The following is a 20,638-nucleotide window of genomic DNA, read 5'->3' as shown; positions in this document are numbered from 1 at the left end:
AAAGTGTAACAACGAGTTACCTTTACCACGACCTGATCGCCGAGGTGCGTGACGAAGGCCTCAGAGAGCACCGTCTCGAGCCAGCACGGCGCGGAACGTCCGGGCCAAGATGGCGAAGTCGAGGCGCAGGTTCCAGTTGTTGACGTACTGCAGGTCCATCCGGATCGACTCCTCCCACGAAAGTGCTGAGCGACCGCTGACCTGCCACAGCCCCGTCAGCCCTGGCTTGACGTGCAGGCGACGCCAGACCCACTCGCTGTACTGCGATGTCTCCGACTCCAGCGCGGGCCGGGGGCCGACGAGCGACATCTCGCCCTTGACGACGTTGATCAGCTGGGGCAGCTCGTCGAGGGACGTCTTGCGCAGGAACCGGCCGAAGCGGGTGATGCGGGGGTCGTTGCGCAGCTTGAACAGCGGGCCGGCGCCCTCGTTGCGGATCCTCAGAGCGTTGAGACGCTCCTCGGCGTCGACAACCATGGTGCGGAACTTGTAGATCGTGAACAGCTCGCCGTCCTTGCCGGTCCGCTCCTGCCGGAAGATCGCAGGTCCGCGTGAGCCGAACCGGATCCCGAAGGCGAGCAGGAACAGCAGCGGAGACAGCAGCACCAGTGCGATGCCGGCTGACACCCGGTCGAACACCGACTTGGCGGCGAGCGACATCAGGTGATCGTTGGGTGCCCGCAGTGACAGCGCGATCTGGTCGCCGACTCGCCGTGGCTTGAGATATTCGACGTGATCGCTCATGTCGGCGACCACGAGGCACTCGACCTCGGCTCGCTGCAGTGCCCATGCCAGGTGGCGCAGGGCCGGAGTCGCAAAGGCTCGACTGCTGGCGATCACGACAGATGTCGCACCGTGCTCCGCCACGGCGGTGAGCACCTCACGTACGACTTGGGCGAGTCCTTCGTCGGTCACCGCGCCGATCGGCGCGAGCTCGTGCGGGGCACGCCACGAGCACGTCGCGACGATGTTGACATCCGATCGCGCGGCCCACCGGGTGGAGAGCCGATCCACGGCCTCGAGCTGGCCGACCAGGATCGTCGGGGTGCGGCGCAGCAGCAGGTTGCGGTGCAGGAACGCCGAAGCGGCCGAGATGGCAGGGGCCGCCAGCACCGCGACGGTGGCCTGGCGCAGGGTGGTCGAGTTGTCCAGGTCGGCGATGACCAGAGCCAGGGTCGCCGCACCGAGCAGCTCCACGAACCGAATCGCCGGCTTGAAGGAACGGGCCCGCTCATAGGCCGGCAGCGCGGCGAAGCTGTAGAGCAGCCACAGACCGACGAGCGCAAGGACTCCCGTCGTCCACCGGCCCGGCAGCGCGAAGTAGTCGCGCGACAGCAACCAGGTCGCCACGAACGCCCCGAGATAGCCCAGCACGCCCATCCGCAGCACCCTCGCGGGCAGACCGCCCAACCCACGTCGTCGAGACCGACTGACGGGGAGCTCGGTCCTCAGCCCCCGCAACGGGGTGTTGACGTTCATGACCGCCATCAGATGCCCTTGCCGAACCTGTTGGCGACGCGAGCGATGGCTCCGGCGGAAGCCAGCCGGTAGGAGATCAGGAGGCCCAACCATGCACGTACGTTGAACCGTTGCGTGCGCAGTGCTGACCGCAGCCACCCTCGGGCCTGCGAGCGTTGGCCGTCCGCGGCCAGCGCGAATCCGACCTGGGAGCCGATCCGGGCGAGCGCGTCGGGATCCTCACGCAGCTCAGGATGCTTGTCGAGCAGGTAGGTCAGGCCCGCGGCGTACTGGGCCCACTTGCCGTAGAAGTAGGACTGCCCGGACCAGCGCACCGAGACGAGGGGCTCATTGACGAGCCGGATCGAGGAGCATCGCGAGGTGGTGAGCAGGACGTCATAGTCCTCGCCGTAGCTGCCGGGCAGCTCTTCGTCGATCATCCCGACCTCGTCCACCAGCACGTCGCGGCGGAACACGAAGCTGCTGGAGTGCAGTCCGGCGATCCGGTCGCGCACGAGATCGGCATGCGTCACCGACGTCATGGGCACACGACGCTCATGTGTCTTGCGGCCGTCGTCGACCAGCATCGCGGTGCCGACCAGACCGACCTCGGGGTGATCGGCGAAGACCGCCATCTGGGCCTCGAGCTTGCGCGGCAGCCACGTGTCGTCATCGTCGAGGAATGCCACGAACTCGTGCTTGGCCTGGAGTATGCCCATGTTGCGGGCTCCGGCCAGGCCGCGTACGCGCTCGTTGACGACAGCCGTCAGCGTGCGGTGCGGACCGGTGACAACATCGGGCAGCTCCGGTTCGCACGCGTCGAAGACCACGATGATCTCGATCAGGCCGGGATAGCCCTGGTCGACGATGCTCTGCACGGCCGCGCGCATCAGCTCAGGCCGACGATGCGTCGGCACGACCGCGGTGACGGCGGGTGGCTCGAACGGCATGCTCACTCCTCGTGCTCAGTCAGGAACGACCGCAACATCGAGCTCGAGGTGTGACGCGTATAGGGGAAGTAGACGACTTCGGCACCGAGGTCGGCCATGGTGCGCTCGAGCCGGTAACCCTTGGGCGTGCCCTGCCAGTCGTTTCCTTTGAAGATCGCATCGAAGGGGCGCTGCTGCCAGATTGCGGCCTTGTCCTGCGACCGATCGATGATGACCTCATCGACGATCCCGAGGGCCGAGATGATGTCGATGCGCTCGTCGCAGGGCACCACCGGCGGGCGGCCCTTGAGGTTCTCGACATACTCATCGCTCGCGACCCCGACGACCAGGTGATGGCAGTAGTTGCGGGCCCGACGCAGCAGGTTGAGATGCCCGACGTGGAACATGTCGAAGACGCCGCTGGAGTAGCCGACGTCGTACTTCATCCGTGCGCTCACTGGGTCCATGCCTTTGGTTGGGGTTGCCCTAGGAGAGCCGCATCGACCCGATTCGTGACGGGATCTGCGTGACATAACCGCCAGGGAGGACCGTGACAGTCGTCACCTCTGTCCGGTCAAGCGAGGTTCGGCGCCGGCTCCGCGAACGCTCCGACCCCTCGGTTGACCTCCCGGAGGTCCAGGTGGACCGCCATGCACTCGGCGCACGCCTCGAGGTGTGCGAGCGTCCGTTCCTGCTCGCGGGCGGACGCCGTGCGCCGCACGAACGCCGGCAGCTTGGCGCGGGTGTCCCGGCAGGTGAGATCGCCCATCGGTCCGTCACGCTTGACGTGCTGCCGCAGGTAGGCCTCCCGCAGTCCGGAGCGAGCTCGATAGACAAGGGCCGACACTGCGTTGGGGGTCAGGTCCAGCACTGGTCCGAGCTCGTGCGGCCTTCGTCCCTCGACGTCGAGATGCCAGAGGACCGTCCGCCATCGAGCCGGGAGGGATTCGTATGCGGACCGGATCGCCGACTTCTCGAACGCGTCGAGCTGTCCTCCGCCGAACGGCACCACCGTGTCGATCCGGTGCTCGTCATCGGTGGGCACGACCCGGCGCTCGGCCTTGGCGCGCCGGGCCACGTCATGCCGGATCGTGGTGAAGAGGTAGGCCCGAAAGGCTCGGTCCGGACCCTTGCCCTTTCGCACGAGATCGAGCACCTGTGCGAACGACTCAGAGACGACGTCCTCCGCCTCTTCGCGGCGTCCGAGGTGCCGAGCCAACCGGTGTGCCGCATAGGTGTATCGCGTGAACAGCGCGGCGTAAGCATGTGGATGTCCACGACGGACCAGCGACAACAACTCACCATCGTCGCGCTCGGCGAGTGAGAGCTCTGCCTCAGGCGCGTCAACTTCGTCAACGTCCTGCACGTATTTCCCCTGGATTTGCTGCGGATCGACCCGGTGGTGGCGTCTCCGCGTATGGCAACCGATTGTCACGGCACGCGCAGCATTGCACGGTTAGAGATAGCAATCCATAGCCATACGGCACTGAATCATGGGTGACTTTCCCCGGTATCACTGTATTTTTTTGGTCCCCGCAGCTTGTCCCTTCCCAGTGGCCGGCTTGCTCCCGCTTGAAGACCGCTCACTTCGAGATTTGTTTTTCTCCCGACTCGCGGGGAACCGCCATGAATCTGGACAGATGTGTGACTTAGCCCTCAGCCAACCAAGGACGAAACAATCGTCATACCAGTGGGGCTGGGGACTCTCAGTCAATAGAGCTCCCCGGACCGGGGACCTGATCCAGACCCGAGGACCGTCACATGCCCACCGCTCCACAGCCCGCGCAGCTCACCGACATCATCGGGAGTCTCAGGCGGCATTGGCCTGTCGTGGCCATCATGGCGATCATCGGACTCATCCTCGGCGTCGCGGCGTCGTTTGCGATCCCGGCCAAGTACTCCGCGACCACCACGGTCTCGGTGAACCCGATGAACTCCCAGACGCTCAGCGCCTCGGTGGACAGCGCGCGCTCGGTCAGCATGCCGACCGAGAAGGGTCTGGCCACCTCGCGCAAAGCGGCCGTCGCAGCAGCCGAGGAGCTGCAGCCCCGCTACTCGATCGATGCCGATCGCATCGTGAAGTCGACCCGGGTCGAGATCCCCGAGGACTCGCTGATCCTCACGATCCACTTCACCGGAAGCTCTCCCCAGCAGGCTGCCGCGGGCGCTGATGCCGTCGCCAAGTCCTACCTCCTGGTCCGACGCACGGATGCCGCCAGTGAAATCGACCGCCTGGTCAAGGCAGCCAATGCGCAGATCGCCGAGATCCAGGCTGATGCCCGCAAGCAGGCATACGCCAGCCCCATCGCCCAACGATCGCTCCGCATCCAAGCCGACGCACTCGGCACCAAGCTCGCCGAGCTGACCAACTTCGACCTCAACCCCGGCCAGATCATGGGCAGCGCTGAGGCGCCCACGCAGCGGTCGACCCCCGGCCCTGTCGCGTTGGGCCTTGCAGGTGTGTTCCTCGGGCTCCTCGCAGGCATCCCCATCGCCCTGCTCCGCAAGGAAGAGGATTCCGAGATCGGCGGGGTCGACGGACTCCATGCGATCGGCGACCAGATCGTGCTCGATGGGACCAAGGACTCGAACCGTGCCGACACATGGGACATCGCAGCGTTCATGCTCAAGATCCCGACCGAGATCGGTGTCGACGGCCCGTTCATGATCATGGTCGACGCCGAAGTGGGCTCCGGCAGGTCGACCACTCCGGGCCAGGAGCTTGTCGATGCGCTCTCGCGACGCGGACGCGCTGCTCGCTTCGTCGACGCCGGCGCGATCAACGAAGGCAAGATCAGCCGCGGTTGGCCCGCGGACAAGAAGCGCATCACGTGGGCCGGCGAGGTCATCGTCATCGACACGACCCACCTCACCTCAGATGCCAACAAGGTCGCGCTGGCGACGCGCTCGGACGCAGTGCTGCTGGCCCGCTCCACGGCGGACGACGCCGCTGCCCTGCGCCGCCTCTCCGGCCTGCTCAAGTCCAAGGGCGTCGACGTTGCCCTCACTGCCTTGTTTCCCCCGCGGCAAGACATGCTCGCGGCCAACCGCTGACCCCCCGCGGACCAGCGCAGCAGAACCCCCGACTCGTCGCGCAGGAGAATCCTTTGTCGACGAGGCTCTAGCGGAATGCCAGGAGCGCGGGCAGTCCGAGACGGTGACGCAGCGGCCAGCTGATCGCCAGATAGGCCGCGGCGAGCACCACTATCGTCACGCCGAGCACAGGCAGCGACGAGCCGAACAGCAGCCGCGCGGCTGTCCCGAGAGTGCCGACGACGGCCAGGGCGAGCCCCGCGGCGAGCAGGAGGGGTTGGTTGCCGGCCGACGGACGTACGCCCATCAGTCGCTGCACCTGGAACACCACGATCGCCGTATCGACGACGAGGGTCACAGCCCACGCAACCGCTGCTCCCGTGATGCCCCACACGGGGATGAGCACGATGTTGAGACCGACATTGAGGACGAGGGCACCCGACTTGTCGGCCAGCTGCCAGCTGCTTCGTCCGCCCATCAGCAGGATCGTCTGCACCGTCCCTGCCGCGGTCGCCAGCGCCATGGCCAGGCCGAGGATCGCCAGGGCATTGGCACCGGTCTCGAACCCGGGGCCGAACAGCGACAGCACGGAGTCACCGAAGATCGCGAGCAGCAGGAAGAAGGGCCAGGAGAGCCAGGTCATCGCGGCCGAGACCAGGCCATAGATCTCCCCCGCCTCACGGGGGTCCTTGCGGGCCAAGGCGGCGCTGATGTGGGGGCCGACCGAGATCCGGGCAGCGGACTGCACGACCTCGCTGGCGCGAGCGCACCTGGTCACGACCGCATAGACACCGGCCTCGGCCGGTGATGCGAGTGCGCCCACGAGCAGTACGTCGGACCACTCGAGCAGGATCTCGACCGCAGCCGAGAAGCCGCGGGCGCCACTGAATGCCCAGAACTCCCCCGACAGGCGGCGGCGTTGGGCCTTGGGAGCCGGGCCGGACCGATTCGCGCCGACGTCGCGGCGCAGCAGATGCACCACTGCCGCGGCAGCGAGCAGGAAGATCACCGGCACGGGCGCGAGCCAGGACACGAGGACGCCCGAGACCTCAACACCCGCCCCCACTGCCACGATGACCGCGACGAGGCGCAGCACGGGGAGCCCGATGTTCTGAAGCAAGGGATAGATCAGGGCATCACCCATGCCACGCGTCGCCGCGAGGAGCACCGCGGTCAGCGACGACAGGACCACCAGCGCCGCCGCAGTGACCAGCAGCGCGGGAGGAAGGCCTGCTGCAAGAGACGGCCACGCCGTGAGCCCGCCCAGCGCGACCGCGACGATCACGACTCCGGTGTACGCGACCGGCACGACCGCCAGACGGATCAGGTGAGGGAGGTCGGCAAGCCGATCCACGGCGGGGGCGGCAGAGACGAACCGCACCTGTCCGGTGTCGGCGCCGAGCTCGGCGACGCTCGAGGCGATCATGAAGACCGCGACGACCAGGAAGTAGGTGCCGGCTCCGGTCGTCCCGAGGTGACGGCCGACGATCGCCGCGAGCAGCAGCCCGATCATCGAGCCGGCGGCCCCTCCGAGGAGGTTGACCGCACCTGCCCAGGCGATGCCCCGCGACTCGGCCCTCGTGTCAGCCATCGGTGCGGGTGTTGCCGGTGCCGGTGTCGTCCAGCCCGTAACGGCGTCGCAGCAGGACCGCCGCCACCAGCATGATCGTGAGGTACTGCATGATGTCCAGACCATAGACCGCGATGATGACGCTCGCCACGATCAGGACGCTGTGCAACGCCAGGTCGACATCGCCGGGCGCCCGGAACGTGCGGAGGGTCGTGCCCCACAGGAAGATCAGGAAGAACGCGAGGCCGACGAACCCGAAGCTGAACATCAGCGTCCAGATGTAGCCCTGCGTCCCGAGTGAGATCTCGGACGCGGGGGACGGTCTCGGCGCCCCGTAGCCGAGCAGTGGCGACTGCAGCGTACGGGCGATCGTCTCCCCGTAGAGCGTGAAGCGGGTACCAGAGGAGTCGCCGTATTCCTGCCTGGTCGAGATCTGGGTCAGCAGACCATTGCCGATCAGCACGGCAGCCCCGATCACCCCGAGCACCGCGATCGTCAGGACGGGTGCGGCCCGGTTGCGCACGGCAAGTCGTACGACGACATAGACCGCGGCCAGGATCAGCCCCACGAACATGCCGCGGTTGCCGGTTGCCATGGCGGGGCCGATCATCGCCGCGAGTCCGACCACGATCGCGACCCGGAGCACCCGGGAGCGGGTCATCAGGAAGCAGGCCGTGGCCACGGGGGTGAGCAGCACGATCGCGACGCCCCAGCTGTTGGCATAGGGAAACGGCGCCGACGGACGGATGAAGGTCTGGGGCGAGCCGTAGGGATGCTGGATCTCCGCGAACGGTGGGAAGAACAGATCGTAGACATAGTCGTTGCTGGTCAGCGAGCTCGGCAGCATCATCCCGACCGGCGTCGACAGCCGCACCTCGGGAAATGCCATGCCGAGCAGCCCGCCGATGATCGTCACGAACCACACGAAGGTCAATCCGTTGACGATCTTGCGCCTGCTCAAGGCGCTGCCGGCGCTGATCGTGTAGACGAAGGCCGTACCGACCACGGCCAGGATCGAGAACCGGTACATCAGGCCGAGCAGCCGGGCGGTGGAGTCGATCATGAGGGCACACGGGATGACCCAGGCCACGAACGCCGTGAACGCATAGACGCCCGGCACGAATCGGACGGCCCGGCTGTGTGCGAGATAGGACAGCATCACGACCGTCAGGAGCACGCCGCTGATGACGATGGCGCCGAGCATCCAGAAGATCGGGAAGCCCCACAGCAAGGCGAGCACCGGCCACGCCGGCAGGCTGTCGCGCCGGGCCGCGGCATCGGTCGACGGAGCGTCACGCATCAGCGTCATCGTCAGGTCACCTGGGGTGGTGCCGCCAGCGCTGCCAGCTCCCGGTAGCGGCGGACGAGCGTCGCCGCGAGCAGCAGGGCGTTGAGCGCACCCATCAGACCGTAGACCCAGAGGAATGCAGTCGTGGACGGCCAGAGCAGCACCACGAAATTGAGCACGCCCGTGTCTGCGGGCGCCTGGATCCAGGTGCCGAACCTCGGCACAGAGTCCGGTTCGGCGAGGGGATCGCGACGGGCCAGCTGCTCGGCAAGGATCTGGGCGAAGAAGCGAACCGTCGAGACCAGGCCGAATGCGAGCGGGATCAGCAGCACGGCGTCGGACACATCGGTGAAACGATAGAGCCCGACCAGCACGGCGAGGTGGAACAGCAGGTGCCGGCCCGAGTCGACGACGTGATCCAGCCACTCCCCCGCAGGTGACCCGCCGCCGGTGAGCCGGGCCAGCTGGCCGTCAGCGGAGTCGAACGCAAAACCCAGCTGGAGCAGCAGCATCGATCCGATCGCCATCGCGGCCCCGGGCTCGGCCACGACCAGCAGTGCGATCCCGCCGACAAACGCGAGGAAGCTCGCAGCGGTCATGTGGTTGGGGGTCAAGGACCCCTGTGCCGCGACCGAGGCGATACCCCGACCCAGTCGCCGGTTGACCGCCCGCATGTACCACGGCACTCCCGCGCCGCTCTTCTGAGCGCGCGCGAGCTCGTTGTAGGCCGCACGCACGCCGCCGCGCTTCGAGGTCACCTGGGTCATGAGGTGGCGATCAGACGCAGATCCATGCTGGTGCTGGGTGTGCTGCGATAGTTGGAGTGCACCTCGACCGCGATGCTGTTGGAGCCGGCCTGCAGGAGCGCGATCGGCACGTCGAAGGTGACCTCGTTGGCGATCGCTGTCGTGGTGCTCGGGGCCGAGCTCGCATACGTCGACGCCGTGATCGCGCCGGCAGGCAGGTTGGAGCGGCCGACCTCGGTGCCGTTGACATAGACAGCCACCCCGTCGTCCGCACGAGTCGTGACCCTGACCGTCCCGAGCGATGCGGGGTCGGTCACGGTGAACGACTTGCGGTAGTAGGAGGCCAGGGCCCGGGTCTGGCCAGTGGCCACATCGATGTTGGTCGCGATCGGGCCGGTGCCCCAACCGAGGGCCGCAGCACCAGTGCGCCATGAGCCGGTGTCGGTCGCTGAGGTCTTCCACCCCGCGGCGACCGGAGCGGTGTTGTCGAAGTAGTAGGACCACGTCGATCCGGCCGGGACCAGCGTGGTGGGTGCAGTGGCAGGTGATGCGGCGGCGGTGGAGGCCGAGCGATTGCCCCAGCTGTCGGCGGCGCGCACGAAGTAGCGGTCAGAGCCGGTCGCGCCCGGGATCGTTGCCGATGTCGCCGAGGTCGTCGCGACGACACGGTCGTTGCGCAGAACCTCATAGGTGACACCGGACCCGCCGGCGCCCCAGGTGAGATCGGCCTCAGATCCGTCGAGTGCGACCTTGAGATCGCTGGGCTTGGCCGGGGCCGTGCTCGGCCGCGGGGCGTAGCGGACGAAACCGCCGACCCACTGATTGCTGCCGTTCTCCTTGACCGAGCTGGTCATCGTTCCACCGGCCCACAGCACGCCATCGGTTGCGACCTTGAGGGCCCAGGCGCCCGAGCCACCCCGTGAACGCATCTCGGGGGTGAACTCCTGGACGAAGTCGCCGGTCACCTGGTCCCACGCCCCGACGTAGTAGATCTTGTCGGCCTGCGACCAGGAGACGTTGGTCGATCCGGGGGTCAGGGAGTCGTAGGCCGCCGTGTCCGAATAGTTCCAGTTCTCGCAGTGGCATCCGCCGTAGACCAGGCCGTTGCCCTTCGTGATGGCCTGCAGGTCGCCGCCCTGCTTGGTGACGTGCTTGTTCTCCAACGCGAAGGTGCTGGTGTTGTAGGAGAACATGCTGTGCTGTGAACCGCCGAGCCAGACCTTGTTGCCGGCCTGCTGGATCGCCTGTTGGTAGCGCGCAGACCCTGATGTGCTGAATGTGGGCTGCCATGCCGGCGTGATGCGCGGCGCCCCGGCCGCGGTGCTGAAGGCCGCGGCCCGATCCGCGGTGGTGCCGCCCCTGGCGGTCGTGAAGTAGCCCGAGAAGTAGACCCGCGACTTGTCGTCGCTCACGTCGATCGCCGTGCCGGTGCCGTTGAACTCGGGGTTCCAGTTGCTGTCCGCCACGCCGGTGGACAACAAGATGCGTGCCCCACCCTTGGCATAGCGATCGCCCGTGCCGGGCCGGGTCAGGTGGGTGAAGGCTCCGGTGGCATACAGGTGAGTGCCGTCGGTGTCGAGACCGCGGACCGAGACCTTGGAGTCGGAGGTCCGATTCTCAAAATTGGTCGTCCACGACGCGTCGAGGTCTCCCGAGGACGGATCCAGGACCACGACCCCCTTGCGGGCCGTGCCGGCCACGCTGGTGAACTCGCCACCGACCGCCAGCTTGCCGTTCGGCAGCGCGAGCAGCGCCTTGACCTGGTTGTTCAGGACCGGCTTGAAGGACGGGATGTAGTCACCCGTCGTGGCGTTGAACGCGGCGAGATAGGGATGGGGCACCTTGTCGGCACCGGTCGCCGCGGAGCCCTTCTGCACCGTCGTGAAGTTGCCACCGACGTACATGACGTTGCCGATCTGGGCAAAGGCCTGCACCTCGGCGGAGTTCTCGCTCGCTCCGGCCGCGCCGAGTCCTGTCACTCCCCACGACGAGGCGAGCGAACCGTTCCTGGGCGCAGCTCGGATGGTCTCCGGGGAGGTGCCCGAGGCGGGGATCGAGGAGAAGTTCAGATCGCTCGTGCGGAGCTTGGGGCGGATGAACACCTGGCTGAAAGGCGTGCCGTAGGCGCCGTTGGCGGCCTTGGAGTAGATGAAGCTGCTTGCCGACGTCGAGCCGATGCCGCCTTGGCCAAAGTTGAAGCCGCGGACATAGCCGTTCTTGACGTTCTCGTACGTCCACAGGCGCCGATATGCGCTGTCGGCGCCGAACTCGTATGTCGTGACGTTCGAGAGTGCCGATCCGCCGATGTTGGCCGTGGCGAGCGGGAATCCGGCGCCGAACGACCAGTTCCAGCGGTCACGGGAGTTGACGCGATAGGTCCAGCGGACCTCCTGCCAGTCCGTGCCGGCCTGGTTGGCGGCCCGGCGGATTCGGACGCCGTCACTGAAGGAGTCGAGCCGGCGGCCGCCCAGCAACCCGTTGACGACCGCGGAGTCGAGCTGGCGGGGCTGGAACGCGGCGGTACCGGTTGTCGTGTCGGCGACCTGCGAGGGGGTGCCGTTGCCGTTGTAGGCGAGCGACCAGCCGTCGCGGCCACGGCCGACCAGCGCCCAGCCGCCACCATCGGTGGTCATGTCGCAATAGATCTTGGTCGGCGCCTTGAGCTGCGGCGTCAGGATCCAGTACGTGCCGTTGGAGGCGCTCGGCGCGACCTGCTTGGCCTCCCAGCAGGAGGCTGCAGCGGTTGCCTGCGTCGTCCCGTCGTTGGTCACAGCGGCCTGGGCTGGGCTGGACAGCGCGACGAGCGCACCCGTCGACAGCAGCGATGCCGCCAACCACACACGGGCGTGACGGAAGGGAAGGGCTCGCACGGCAGAAGTATCCTCAGGCTTGTCTGACAGAGTCACGGACGCCGACAGAGCCGAGTCCTACAAGGTGCTAGAGGTCTCAAGCGCCTGGTCATGACGCGGTATGCCCGCGAATCCGACGAGACCTGGGTCACGGAGCAGCGTGCGTCGCCAGCTCGGCGGACTCCTCGTCGGTGAAGATCCGCGAGCGGATGATGAAGCGGTTGCCGGTCGGACCCTCGATCGAGAAGCCCGCACCCCTGCCAGGCACCACATCGATCGTGATGTGCGTGTGCGACCAGTATCCGAACTGCTCGCGCGAGATCCATACCGGCGCAATCTCGGACCCGTCATAGTCCAGGTCGCCGAGGTGCACGTCCTGGGGCCCGGTGAGGAAGGTCCCTTGCGTGAAGCACATCGGGGCCGACCCGTCGCAGCAGCCGCCGGACTGGTGGAACATCAAAGGCTTGGCATGCGAAGCCCGCAGGCTGCGGAGGAGCTCCGCAGCCTGTGGGGTGATCGCGACCCGTTCCACCTGATCCATCAGAAGAAGCCGAGCTTGTTCTCGTCGTAGGAGACCAGGAGGTTCTTGGTCTGCTGGTAGTGGTCCAGCATCATCTTGTGGTTCTCCCGGCCGATGCCGGAGTTCTTGTAGCCGCCGAACGCCGCGTGCGCCGGGTAGGCGTGGTAGCAGTTGGTCCAGACCCGGCCGGCCTGGATCTCGCGGCCGGCCCGGTAGGCGGTGTTGATGTCGCGGGACCAGACGCCGGCACCGAGGCCGTAGAGGGTGTCGTTCGCGATCTTCATCGCGTCGGCGTAGTCGTCGAACTCGGTCACCGAGACGACCGGGCCGAAGATCTCCTCCTGGAAGATCCGCATCTTGTTGTGACCCTGGAAGATCGTCGGCGCCACGTAGTAGCCCCCGGACAGGTCGCCGCCGAGATCCGTCCGCTCGCCACCGGTGATGATGCGCGCACCCTCCTGCACCCCGATGTCGAAGTACGACAGGATCTTCTCCAGCTGGTCGTTGCTGGCCTGGGCGCCGATCATGGTGTCGGTGTCGAGCGGGTTGCCCTGGGTGATCGCCTTGACCCGCTCGGTCGCGGCGGGCAGGAACTGCTCGAGGATCGAGTTCTGGATCAGACCCCGACTCGGGCACGTGCACACCTCGCCCTGGTTGAGTGCGAACATCGCGAATCCCTCGAGCGCCTTGTCGTAGAACGCGTCGTCCTTGCTCGCGACATCCTCGAAGAAGATGTTGGGGCTCTTGCCGCCGAGCTCCAGCGTCGCCGCGATCAGGTTCTGGCTCGCGTACTGGGCGATGAGCCGGCCGGTCGTGGTCTCGCCCGTGAAGGCGATCTTGCGAATGCGGCTGCTCGAGGCGAGCGGCGCGCCTGCCTCGACGCCGAAGCCGTTGACGACGTTGAGCACGCCAGCCGGCAGCAGGTCAGCGATCAGCTCGACCAGCAACATGATCGAGGCCGGCGTCTGCTCGGCAGGCTTGAGCACGACCGCGTTGCCCGCGGCAAGCGCCGGAGCGAGCTTCCACGTCGCCATGAGCAGCGGGAAGTTCCAGGGGATGATCTGGCCGACGACTCCCAGTGGCTCGTGGAAGTGGTATGCGACGGTCTGGTCATCGAGCTGCGACAGCGAGCCCTCCTGCGCACGGATCGCGCCGGCGAAGTAGCGGAAGTGGTCGACGACCAGCGGCAGGTCGGCGGCCAGCGACTCACGGACCGGTTTGCCGTTGTCCCACGTCTCACCGACGGCCAGCATCTCGAGATTCTGCTCGATGCGGTCGGCGATCTTGTTGAGGATGTTGGCGCGCTCGGTCACCGAGGTCTTGCCCCAGGCAGGTGCCGCGGCATGAGCGGCGTCCAGGGCCAGCTCGATGTCCTCCGCGGTGCCGCGGGCGATCTCGCAGAAGACCTTCCCGTTGACCGGCGAGGGGTTCTCGAAGTACTCGCCTTTGACCGGGGCGACATATTCGCCACCGATCCAGTTGTCGTAGCGGGGCTGGTAGGAGACCACGCTTCCTTCGGTTCCGGGCTGGGCGTAGACACTCATGGAGGCTCCTAGATGAATCGGGGGATGCCGTGACGCTAGTCACACCTGCGTTGCAGCGGAGTTGCCCCGAGGTTGCAGCGCTCCGTACTGTCAGGGGCCATGACCTCACTGACCGACGAGATCCTGCAGGACTGGGCCGCGAACAGACCCGACCTGCGCGGCAGGATCGTCATGGTGGCCTTCCGTGCGGCCCATGTCGCGAGCCGCCATCGCAAGGGTGTGCTGTCGTTGCCTGCTGCGCTGGCGGGAGTGATCTATCGGCTGACGGTCGAGTGGGTCCTTGGCATCGAGATCCCCTGGAAGACGTCGATCGGGCCCGGCGCGCGACTGCGTCATGGCGTGGGGCTCGTCATCAACGACAGCACCGTGATCGGTTCGGGAGTCATGCTGCGTCACGGGGTCACGCTCGGCAACGTCGGGCGCGGCGGCGACTGCCCCGTCATCGGCGATGATGTCGAGATCGGTTCGGGTGCGGTGATCCTCGGTGGCGTCATGATCGGCGACCGGGCCCGCATCGGGGCCAACGCCGTGGTGACCAAGAATGTCCCGGCAGGCGGTGTCGCTGTGGGCAACCCCGCCCGGCTGCTGGAACCGCGCTAGCCGAGGTCGAGGTCGAGCCGAGCCACGTGGGCCGCAACCTGTGCATGCCGCGGGGACGTGGGGGGAAGGATCGCGAGGATCCGCTCCCAGATCTCGAAGTCGTCGCGGCCATGCGGCGTGTCGGCGAACGACAGCAGGGCGTCGGCGTCGTCTGCTGCCAGCAGGCACGAACGGACATACATGTGGATCTCGTCTCGCAGCCGCTCGACGGCCGGGGCCGTCGAGGCCGGCAGGATCGGCCCCCGGTAGCGCGCGACCGCGTTGCGCAACAAACCGGTGGTGAGGTCGTCGCGTACGCGCGTGACGTCGGTGCTGATCGCGTTGCCCAGCCGATAGGGACGCGAGGCCAGCTCGATCGGCCCCAGCGCCGAGCGCAGGCGCGAGAGCTCAGCCCGGATCGTGACCTGCGCCTGCTCGTCCTCGCTGAGGGCGACCGCCAGCTCGGCGGCGGTCATCCCGTCGGCCGACTCGGCCAGCAGCAGGAGGATCTCGCTGTGCCGCAGGCTGAGTCGGGTCGTGGTCGTGCGATGGCGCAGCGTCGCGCCGTGGCCGCCGAGCACGTCGAGCGTTGGGATCGACCAGCCGCTCGTGGCGACCGCGGCCGGGACGGTCGGGCTGAGCCGGTGGATCCGCAGCTCGGCCTCGACTGCCGCGACCGTCGCGCGTACGAGGGTCAGGCTCTGCGGGGTTGCGACCTCCGGCCCGCCGGTCAGATCGAGCACGCCGAGGATCGCCCCGGTGTCCGGGTCATGGATCGGCGCGGCCGAACAGCTCCAGGGGGTGACCTGTCGGGCCAGGTGCTCGGGGCCGAAGATCTGGACTGGGCGGTCCAGCGCCAAGGCCGTGCCCGGGGCGTTGGTGCCGGCACTGGCCTCACTCCAGTCCGCCCCGGCCAGGAAGTGCATGCCCTCGGCGCGAGCCCGCAGCGAAGCGTCGCCCTCGACCCACAGCAGCTGGCCGGCCGCATCGCTGACCGCGACGAGCAGGCCGGCCTCAGCGGCACTCTCGACCAACAGACGACGGATGACGGGCATACCCGGAGCGAGCGGATGCGAGTCGCGGATCGCGACAAGCGACTCGTCGTCCAAGCGGATCGGGGCGAGCAGCTTCTCGGGGTCCACGCCACCGTCGACACTGCGTTGCCAGGACTCGAGCACCAGCCGGCGCAGCGCCGGGTCGGCCTGACCCGTGCTCACGAACTGGTCGTGCGCAGCCTCGAGATGTCGGGACAGTGCCGCCGCGTCGGCGCCGGGCGGCATCGCGAGATCGTTGCTACGTCCCATGCCGCGAGTGTACGGGCCGCTGTGATCCCCGTCACGTCACGAGCCTCGGCGTGCTGTCAGGGCACGTCGCCGTGGCTCCACGAGGTGTTCTCGCGGACGATCCGTGCCGGGGAGCCCACCGCAACGGAGTGCGGAGGCACCTTCTGCCCTCGGACCAGGCTGCGCATCCCGACGACAGCGCCCTCGCCGATCTCTGCGTGCCCCGTCACGATGGCCTCCTTGCCCAGCCAGACATGCTTCCCCAGCCGGATGTGGGCACCGAACGGGTTGATCCGCTCGCCCGTGCGGCGGTCCTCCAGGCGGTGCATGTCATCGGTCGCAACATAGACGTCAGAGGCCCACAGCTGATCCGGTTCGGCGATGATGCTGCCGCCATTGCGAGCGTCGATGACGGCGCCGCGCGTTGCGATCATGGGTCCGTGCAGCACGATGTGGGAGTCGGCCCCGCAATAGATCCTCCCCGCCGTGAGCACGCACTCGCGACCCAGGAAGACCGTGACGAAGTCGCCGCCGATCAGTAGCGACGTCAGCCACTCCATGTGTGTGCCGACTGCAATCAGCACGTTGCTGACCGGGATGGTCCCGAGCGATGCCAGCACGTGGTCCGGCAACGAGGCGCCTTCGGCGAGGTACAACGCGTTGCCGTTGCGGTGCCACCAGTCAGGCATGGGATCCCCGAGAAGCTCCCAGGTCAACGGGTCGATCGCCGATGCCTCGACCCCGGCGGCCCGCAGACGTCCGCGGTGCTCAGGCGTCACGGCGGATGAATAGCGTGTAGGAGCCTCCCAGCAGTGCCCCGACGAAGACGGCCATGACGAGCCCGCCACCCACCGGACCGAAGGGAGCCACCCCGAGGAAGCTCAGCAAGTCCTCGATCGAGGCCCGGGTGTACATCTGCCCGCCCGCATCGTAAGGGAGGTACTTGAGGATCTGGACGAGCCCGCCCGTGCCCCGCGGATCATCAGAGGTCGACTTGATCGCCAAGATGATCGCCTTGATGATCTGCTCGACGACGGTGGGGACGAGCATCAGCAGCGCGACTGCGGCGGTCTGGTTGCGGGTCAGCGCGGCATAGGCCAATCCGGACAGCGAGAACAGCACAGCAAAGATGACGGTCCCGCCGGTCAGGTTGGTCAGCTCCGAACCGGACGGCAGGTCGAGGCCGAAGATCAGCTGTCCCGCCAGGGCGATCGCGATGCAGCCGAGCGCCGCGAGCGCAGAGACGATCGCGGTGGAGACGACCTTGGCCGCGAAGACCGTCCCGCGACTCGGCAGCGCCGTGAGGGTCGCGCGGATCATGCCGTGCCGATATTCGTGACCCATCGAGAAGACTCCGACGAGGCCGATGATGTAGGCGATGAACAGCGGCGCGAGTCCGGTCGAGGCGCCGATCGTGGCCAGGATGTCGAAGGCGTTGTCACCACTGGGCGGATCCGCGGCAACCGACATCCGCCAGGCGATCAGCATCGACATGATCAGCTGGAACGTGACGGCCAGCCCCACCAACCAGTACGTCGAGCGGATCGTCCGGAGCCGGACGAACTCGTAGCGCAGAGCGTCGATCATGCCTGACCCCCTTCGGCCTGGGCGCCGCGGAACTCCTCGGACATCCCCGTCGCCGCAAGGAACGCCTCCTCGAGCGTCGCCTGCCGGGTGACCAGCTGGTGCAGCCGGACCCCGGCAACCTGGGCGGCGTCGCCGATCTGCTCAGCCGTCGCATGCTTCACGACCAGGACACCGTCGACCTCGGTGAACGTCGCCTCGAGCGCTGCGAGCGCCGGAGCGAGGAGCGCCGCGTCGGGCGTACGGACCTCCACCGTGGCGAGCCCGCTGCCGGTCAGGAAGTCCGCGACCGGCCCGTTGGAGAGCATCCGGCCCCGGCCGATCACGACCAGCTCGTCCGCGAGCACGGCCATCTCCTGAAGCAGATGGCTCGACACGAGGACCGAACGACCTTCAGAAGCAAGGTGCTTGAGAAGGGTGCGCAGCCAGGTGATGCCCTGCGGGTCGAGCCCGTTGCTCGGCTCGTCAAGGATCAGGGTGTGCGGATCACCCAACAGGGCGCACGCAATGCCGAGTCGCTGCCCCATCCCGAGGCTGAACTTGCCCGGCTTGCCCGAGCTGACCGATGTCAGCCCGACCATCTCCAGGACCTCGTCAACGCGCCGGTCGGGGATGCGATTGGGAGCCGCCAGCATGCGCAGGTGGTTGCGCGCCCGGCGGGTCGGGTGGAACGGCTTGGCCTCGAGCAGGGCGCCGACGTGGCGCATGGGCCGGTCGAGCTGCGCGAACGTCAGGCCGTCGAATGTCGTGACCCCCTCGCCACGGTCGAGCCCCAGCATGAGTCGCATCGTCGTCGACTTGCCGGACCCGTTGGGCCCCAGGAAGCCCGTGACACTGCCCGGGTGCACCTCGAACGAGAGGTCGTGGACCGCGCGCGTGCTTCCGTAGGACTTGCCGAGCCCGCGAGCCATGATGAGCGCCATGCCTCCACCCTGTCATGGAGCATCGAGCGGCTCACGGCATACCGTGCAGGTATGAGCGAGCCAGGCGGATCACATCAGGCTGGGCAGTCCGAGGCCTTCCGACCGATCGAGGACGGCGTCGCGACCGACCTGCGCGGGGAGATGACCTACGCGAGCTATCTCCAGCTGCCGACGCTGCTCGCCGCGCAGCAGCCCGTGTCGGACCATCACGACGAGATGCTCTTCATCATCCAGCACCAGGTCACCGAGCTGTGGCTCAAGCAGCTGACCCACGAGCTGCGGTCGGCGATCGAGCTGATCGCGGCCGACGACCTGGCGCCCGCGCTCAAGCGGCTGGCGCGGGTCAAGGCGATCCAGCGGCAGATGTTCGAGCAGTGGGCCGTCCTGGAGACCTTGACCCCCATCGAGTACGCGCAGTTCCGGGACTCGCTCGGAATGGCCTCGGGGTTCCAGTCGCCGCAGTACCGCACGGTCGAGTTCCTGCTCGGCAACAAGAACCCCCAGATGATCAAGGTCTTCGCGCATGATGAGTCGCTGCGGTCCGCCCTGCAGGCCGATCTCGAGGCTCCGAGCCTCTACGACGAGTTCCTCCGCTACCTGGCCCGCCACGGGCACGGCGTGCCGGCCTCGGTGCTCGATCGGGATGTGACGCAGCCTTATGTCGCCGACGCTGGCGTGATCGAGGTGTTACGCAAGATCTACGCCGACCCCGATGCGCATTGGGACGCCTACGAGATGTGCGAGGAGCTCGTCGATGTCGAGGGGAGCTTCCAGCTGTGGCGGTTCCGCCACCTCAAGACCGTCGAACGCATCATCGGGTTCAAGCGCGGGACCGGCGGGTCCTCGGGCGTCGGCTTCCTGCAGAAGGCCCTCGAGCTCACGTTCTTCCCCGAGCTCTTGGACGTCAGGACCCACATCGGCGCCCCCTGACAGCACGCCGCAACTGTAAGAAGTCCCCACCCAAGCTCTCGCTCGGGTGGGGACTCCTAGGTGTTACGTGAGTGAACTCAACAAAGGCGGAAGCACATCGCGTTGGCTACCCGCGAAGCGCAACCTCGCTCAATCACGTAGCAAAGTGGCGTTGCGCTGCGAGGCGACTAGAACCCCATGCCGCCCATGTCACCCATGTCCGGGGCGCCGCCACCGGCAGCAACCGGCTCGGGCTTGTCCGCGACGACGGCCTCGGTGGTCAGGAACAACGCCGCGATCGAAGCTGCGTTCTGCAGCGCCGAGCGCGTGACCTTGGCCGGGTCGATGATGCCCGCGGCGATCAGGTCGACGTACTCGCCAGTGGCCGCGTTGAGTCCGTGGCCCTCCGGGAGGTTGGCGACCTTCTCAGCGACGACTCCGCCTTCGAGGCCGGCGTTGATCGCGATCTGCTTGAGCGGGGCCGAAGCCGCGACGCGCACGATGTTGGCACCCGTCGCCTCGTCACCGGTGAGCTCGAGCTTCTCGAACACTGCTGCGGTCGCCTGCACCAGGGCCACGCCGCCACCGGCGACGATGCCCTCTTCGACGGCTGCCTTCGCGTTGCGAACGGCGTCCTCGATGCGGTGCTTGCGCTCCTTGAGCTCGACCTCGGTGGCCGCGCCGACCTTGATCACCGCAACACCGCCGGCCAGCTTGGCCAGGCGCTCCTGCAGCTTCTCGCGGTCGTAGTCGGAGTCCGTGTTGTCGATCTCGGCGCGGATCTGGTTGACCCGGCCCTGGATCTGGTCGGCCTCGCCGCCGCCCTCGACGATCGTGGTCTCCTCCTTGGTGACGACGACCTTGCGGGCCTTGCCCAGCAGGGACAGGTCGGCGTTCTCGAGCTTGAGACCGACCTCCTCGCTGATGACCTCGCCACCGGTGAGGATGGCGATGTCGCCCAGCATCGCCTTGCGGCGGTCACCGAAGCCGGGAGCCTTGACGGCGACCGACTTGAAGATGCCGCGGATCTTGTTGACCACCAGGGTCGCGAGGGCCTCGCCCTCGACGTCCTCGGCCACGATGGCGAGGGGCTTGTTGGACTGCATGACCTTCTCCAGCAGCGGGAGCAGGTCCTTCACCGACGAGATCTTCGAGCTGACCAGCAGCACGTAGGGGTCGTCGAGCACGGTCTCCATGCGCTCGGCGTCGGTGACGAAGTACGGCGAGATGTAGCCCTTGTCGAAGCGCATGCCCTCGGTGAGCTCGAGCTCGAGGCCGAAGGTGTTGCTCTCCTCGACGGTGATGACGCCTTCCTTGCCGACCTTGTCCATGGCTTCGGCGATGATCTCGCCGACCGTGGGGTCCGCAGCGGAGATCGAGGCGGTCGAAGCGATCTGCTCCTTGGTCTCGACGTCCTTGGCCA

At 67.3% G+C, this 20,638-nt stretch carries 18 protein-coding genes; 3 read left to right on the top strand and 15 right to left on the bottom strand.

Features of this window, described 5'->3' with window-relative positions; all coding sequences use genetic code 11:
* Positions 1 to 60: 60 nt before the first annotated feature.
* From WKF39_RS02730 to WKF39_RS02715, 4 genes are all read right to left on the bottom strand, one after another.
* The gene (locus WKF39_RS02730; protein ID WP_340385660.1) at positions 61 to 1,479 is read right to left on the bottom strand and encodes an exopolysaccharide biosynthesis polyprenyl glycosylphosphotransferase; all 1,419 of its coding nucleotides are present in this window, start codon (positions 1,477 to 1,479) and stop codon (positions 61 to 63) included.
* 8 nt (positions 1,480 to 1,487) lie between these two features.
* Entirely contained in the window at positions 1,488 to 2,408 is a 921-nt protein-coding gene (locus WKF39_RS02725) for a glycosyltransferase family 2 protein (RefSeq protein ID WP_340385658.1), read from the bottom strand.
* Positions 2,409 to 2,410: 2 nt separating this feature from the next.
* Positions 2,411 to 2,845: an adenylyltransferase/cytidyltransferase family protein gene (locus WKF39_RS02720; RefSeq protein WP_340385656.1), complete on the bottom strand. Its 435-nt coding sequence runs from the start codon at positions 2,843 to 2,845 to the stop codon at positions 2,411 to 2,413.
* A gap of 116 nt (positions 2,846 to 2,961) precedes the next feature.
* A complete protein-coding gene (locus tag WKF39_RS02715; protein ID WP_340385654.1) occupies positions 2,962 to 3,753 on the bottom strand; it encodes a sigma-70 family RNA polymerase sigma factor in 792 nt (263 codons plus the stop codon).
* 395 nt (positions 3,754 to 4,148) lie between these two features.
* On the opposite strand from WKF39_RS02715, the gene WKF39_RS02710 reads away from it, so the two are divergent.
* Entirely contained in the window at positions 4,149 to 5,441 is a 1,293-nt protein-coding gene (locus WKF39_RS02710; RefSeq protein ID WP_340385652.1) for a Wzz/FepE/Etk N-terminal domain-containing protein, read from the top strand.
* Positions 5,442 to 5,508: 67 nt separating this feature from the next.
* Here WKF39_RS02710 and WKF39_RS02705 read toward each other — a convergent pair whose 3' ends face one another.
* From WKF39_RS02705 to adh, 6 genes are all read right to left on the bottom strand, one after another.
* On the bottom strand, positions 5,509 to 7,011 hold the full coding sequence (locus tag WKF39_RS02705) for a polysaccharide biosynthesis C-terminal domain-containing protein (RefSeq protein WP_340385650.1): 1,503 nt from the start codon (positions 7,009 to 7,011) through the stop codon (positions 5,509 to 5,511).
* Complete coding sequence (locus WKF39_RS02700; RefSeq protein WP_340385648.1) at positions 7,004 to 8,290, bottom strand: O-antigen ligase family protein; 1,287 nt, start codon at positions 8,288 to 8,290, stop codon at positions 7,004 to 7,006. The genes WKF39_RS02705 and WKF39_RS02700 overlap by 8 nt, the downstream gene beginning before the upstream one ends.
* Positions 8,291 to 8,301: 11 nt before the next feature.
* Positions 8,302 to 9,045: a CDP-alcohol phosphatidyltransferase family protein gene (locus WKF39_RS02695; protein WP_340385646.1), complete on the bottom strand. Its 744-nt coding sequence runs from the start codon at positions 9,043 to 9,045 to the stop codon at positions 8,302 to 8,304.
* The gene (locus tag WKF39_RS02690) at positions 9,042 to 11,894 is read right to left on the bottom strand and encodes a fibrinogen-like YCDxxxxGGGW domain-containing protein (RefSeq protein ID WP_340385644.1); all 2,853 of its coding nucleotides are present in this window, start codon (positions 11,892 to 11,894) and stop codon (positions 9,042 to 9,044) included. Before WKF39_RS02690 ends, WKF39_RS02695 begins: the two co-directional genes overlap by 4 nt.
* A 127-nt stretch (positions 11,895 to 12,021) precedes the next feature.
* Positions 12,022 to 12,414: a DUF779 domain-containing protein gene (locus WKF39_RS02685; protein WP_340385642.1), complete on the bottom strand. Its 393-nt coding sequence runs from the start codon at positions 12,412 to 12,414 to the stop codon at positions 12,022 to 12,024.
* Entirely contained in the window at positions 12,414 to 13,937 is a 1,524-nt protein-coding gene (adh, locus tag WKF39_RS02680) for an aldehyde dehydrogenase (RefSeq protein WP_340385640.1), read from the bottom strand. Before adh ends, WKF39_RS02685 begins: the two co-directional genes overlap by 1 nt.
* Before the next feature lie 99 nt (positions 13,938 to 14,036).
* Here adh and WKF39_RS02675 point away from each other — a divergent pair, with 99 nt between their 5' ends.
* A complete protein-coding gene (locus WKF39_RS02675; RefSeq protein ID WP_340385638.1) occupies positions 14,037 to 14,537 on the top strand; it encodes a serine acetyltransferase in 501 nt (166 codons plus the stop codon).
* Here WKF39_RS02675 and WKF39_RS02670 read toward each other — a convergent pair.
* The 4 genes from WKF39_RS02670 to WKF39_RS02655 are packed head-to-tail and all read right to left on the bottom strand — an operon-like array spanning position 14,534 to position 18,306.
* On the bottom strand, positions 14,534 to 15,820 hold the full coding sequence (locus WKF39_RS02670; protein WP_340385636.1) for a GAF domain-containing protein: 1,287 nt from the start codon (positions 15,818 to 15,820) through the stop codon (positions 14,534 to 14,536). The genes WKF39_RS02675 and WKF39_RS02670 overlap by 4 nt on opposite strands.
* 56 nt (positions 15,821 to 15,876) lie before the next feature.
* Positions 15,877 to 16,578 (bottom strand): hypothetical protein, encoded by a 702-nt coding sequence (locus WKF39_RS02665; protein WP_340385634.1) that lies wholly within the window; start codon positions 16,576 to 16,578, stop codon positions 15,877 to 15,879.
* On the bottom strand, positions 16,568 to 17,386 hold the full coding sequence (locus WKF39_RS02660; RefSeq protein WP_340385632.1) for an ABC transporter permease: 819 nt from the start codon (positions 17,384 to 17,386) through the stop codon (positions 16,568 to 16,570). Before WKF39_RS02660 ends, WKF39_RS02665 begins: the two co-directional genes overlap by 11 nt.
* Entirely contained in the window at positions 17,383 to 18,306 is a 924-nt protein-coding gene (locus WKF39_RS02655) for an ATP-binding cassette domain-containing protein (protein WP_340385630.1), read from the bottom strand. The genes WKF39_RS02660 and WKF39_RS02655 overlap by 4 nt, the downstream gene beginning before the upstream one ends.
* 51 nt (positions 18,307 to 18,357) lie before the next feature.
* On the opposite strand from WKF39_RS02655, the gene WKF39_RS02650 reads away from it, so the two are divergent.
* A complete protein-coding gene (locus WKF39_RS02650; RefSeq protein ID WP_340385628.1) occupies positions 18,358 to 19,236 on the top strand; it encodes a tryptophan 2,3-dioxygenase family protein in 879 nt (292 codons plus the stop codon).
* Positions 19,237 to 19,403: 167 nt separating this feature from the next.
* Here WKF39_RS02650 and groL read toward each other — a convergent pair.
* The coding region (groL, locus tag WKF39_RS02645; RefSeq protein ID WP_340385626.1) for a chaperonin GroEL at positions 19,404 to 20,638 on the bottom strand (1,235 nt) is incomplete at its 5' end.

The organism is Aeromicrobium sp. (genome assembly GCF_037719875.1).
Lineage (GTDB): Bacteria > Actinomycetota > Actinomycetes > Propionibacteriales > Nocardioidaceae > Aeromicrobium.
The sequence above is the reverse complement of the archived record's forward strand: the minus strand, read 5'-3'. Positions and strand labels throughout refer to the sequence as shown.

Excerpts from the sequence above, each read along its gene's own strand:
- WKF39_RS02730 (WP_340385660.1), bottom strand. The coding sequence starts at position 1,479 with ATGAACGTCAACACCCCGTTGCGGGGGCTGAGGACCGAGCTCCCCGTC.
- WKF39_RS02725 (WP_340385658.1), bottom strand. The coding sequence starts at position 2,408 with ATGCCGTTCGAGCCACCCGCCGTCACCGCGGTCGTGCCGACGCATCGT.
- WKF39_RS02710 (WP_340385652.1), top strand. The coding sequence starts at position 4,149 with ATGCCCACCGCTCCACAGCCCGCGCAGCTCACCGACATCATCGGGAGT.
- WKF39_RS02705 (WP_340385650.1), bottom strand. The coding sequence starts at position 7,011 with ATGGCTGACACGAGGGCCGAGTCGCGGGGCATCGCCTGGGCAGGTGCG.
- WKF39_RS02700 (WP_340385648.1), bottom strand. The coding sequence starts at position 8,290 with ATGCGTGACGCTCCGTCGACCGATGCCGCGGCCCGGCGCGACAGCCTG.
- WKF39_RS02695 (WP_340385646.1), bottom strand. The coding sequence starts at position 9,045 with ATGACCCAGGTGACCTCGAAGCGCGGCGGCGTGCGTGCGGCCTACAAC.
- WKF39_RS02685 (WP_340385642.1), bottom strand. The coding sequence starts at position 12,414 with ATGGATCAGGTGGAACGGGTCGCGATCACCCCACAGGCTGCGGAGCTC.
- adh (WP_340385640.1), bottom strand. The coding sequence starts at position 13,937 with ATGAGTGTCTACGCCCAGCCCGGAACCGAAGGAAGCGTGGTCTCCTAC.
- WKF39_RS02675 (WP_340385638.1), top strand. The coding sequence starts at position 14,037 with ATGACCTCACTGACCGACGAGATCCTGCAGGACTGGGCCGCGAACAGA.
- WKF39_RS02670 (WP_340385636.1), bottom strand. The coding sequence starts at position 15,820 with ATGGGACGTAGCAACGATCTCGCGATGCCGCCCGGCGCCGACGCGGCG.
- WKF39_RS02660 (WP_340385632.1), bottom strand. The coding sequence starts at position 17,386 with ATGATCGACGCTCTGCGCTACGAGTTCGTCCGGCTCCGGACGATCCGC.
- WKF39_RS02655 (WP_340385630.1), bottom strand. The coding sequence starts at position 18,306 with ATGGCGCTCATCATGGCTCGCGGGCTCGGCAAGTCCTACGGAAGCACG.
- WKF39_RS02650 (WP_340385628.1), top strand. The coding sequence starts at position 18,358 with ATGAGCGAGCCAGGCGGATCACATCAGGCTGGGCAGTCCGAGGCCTTC.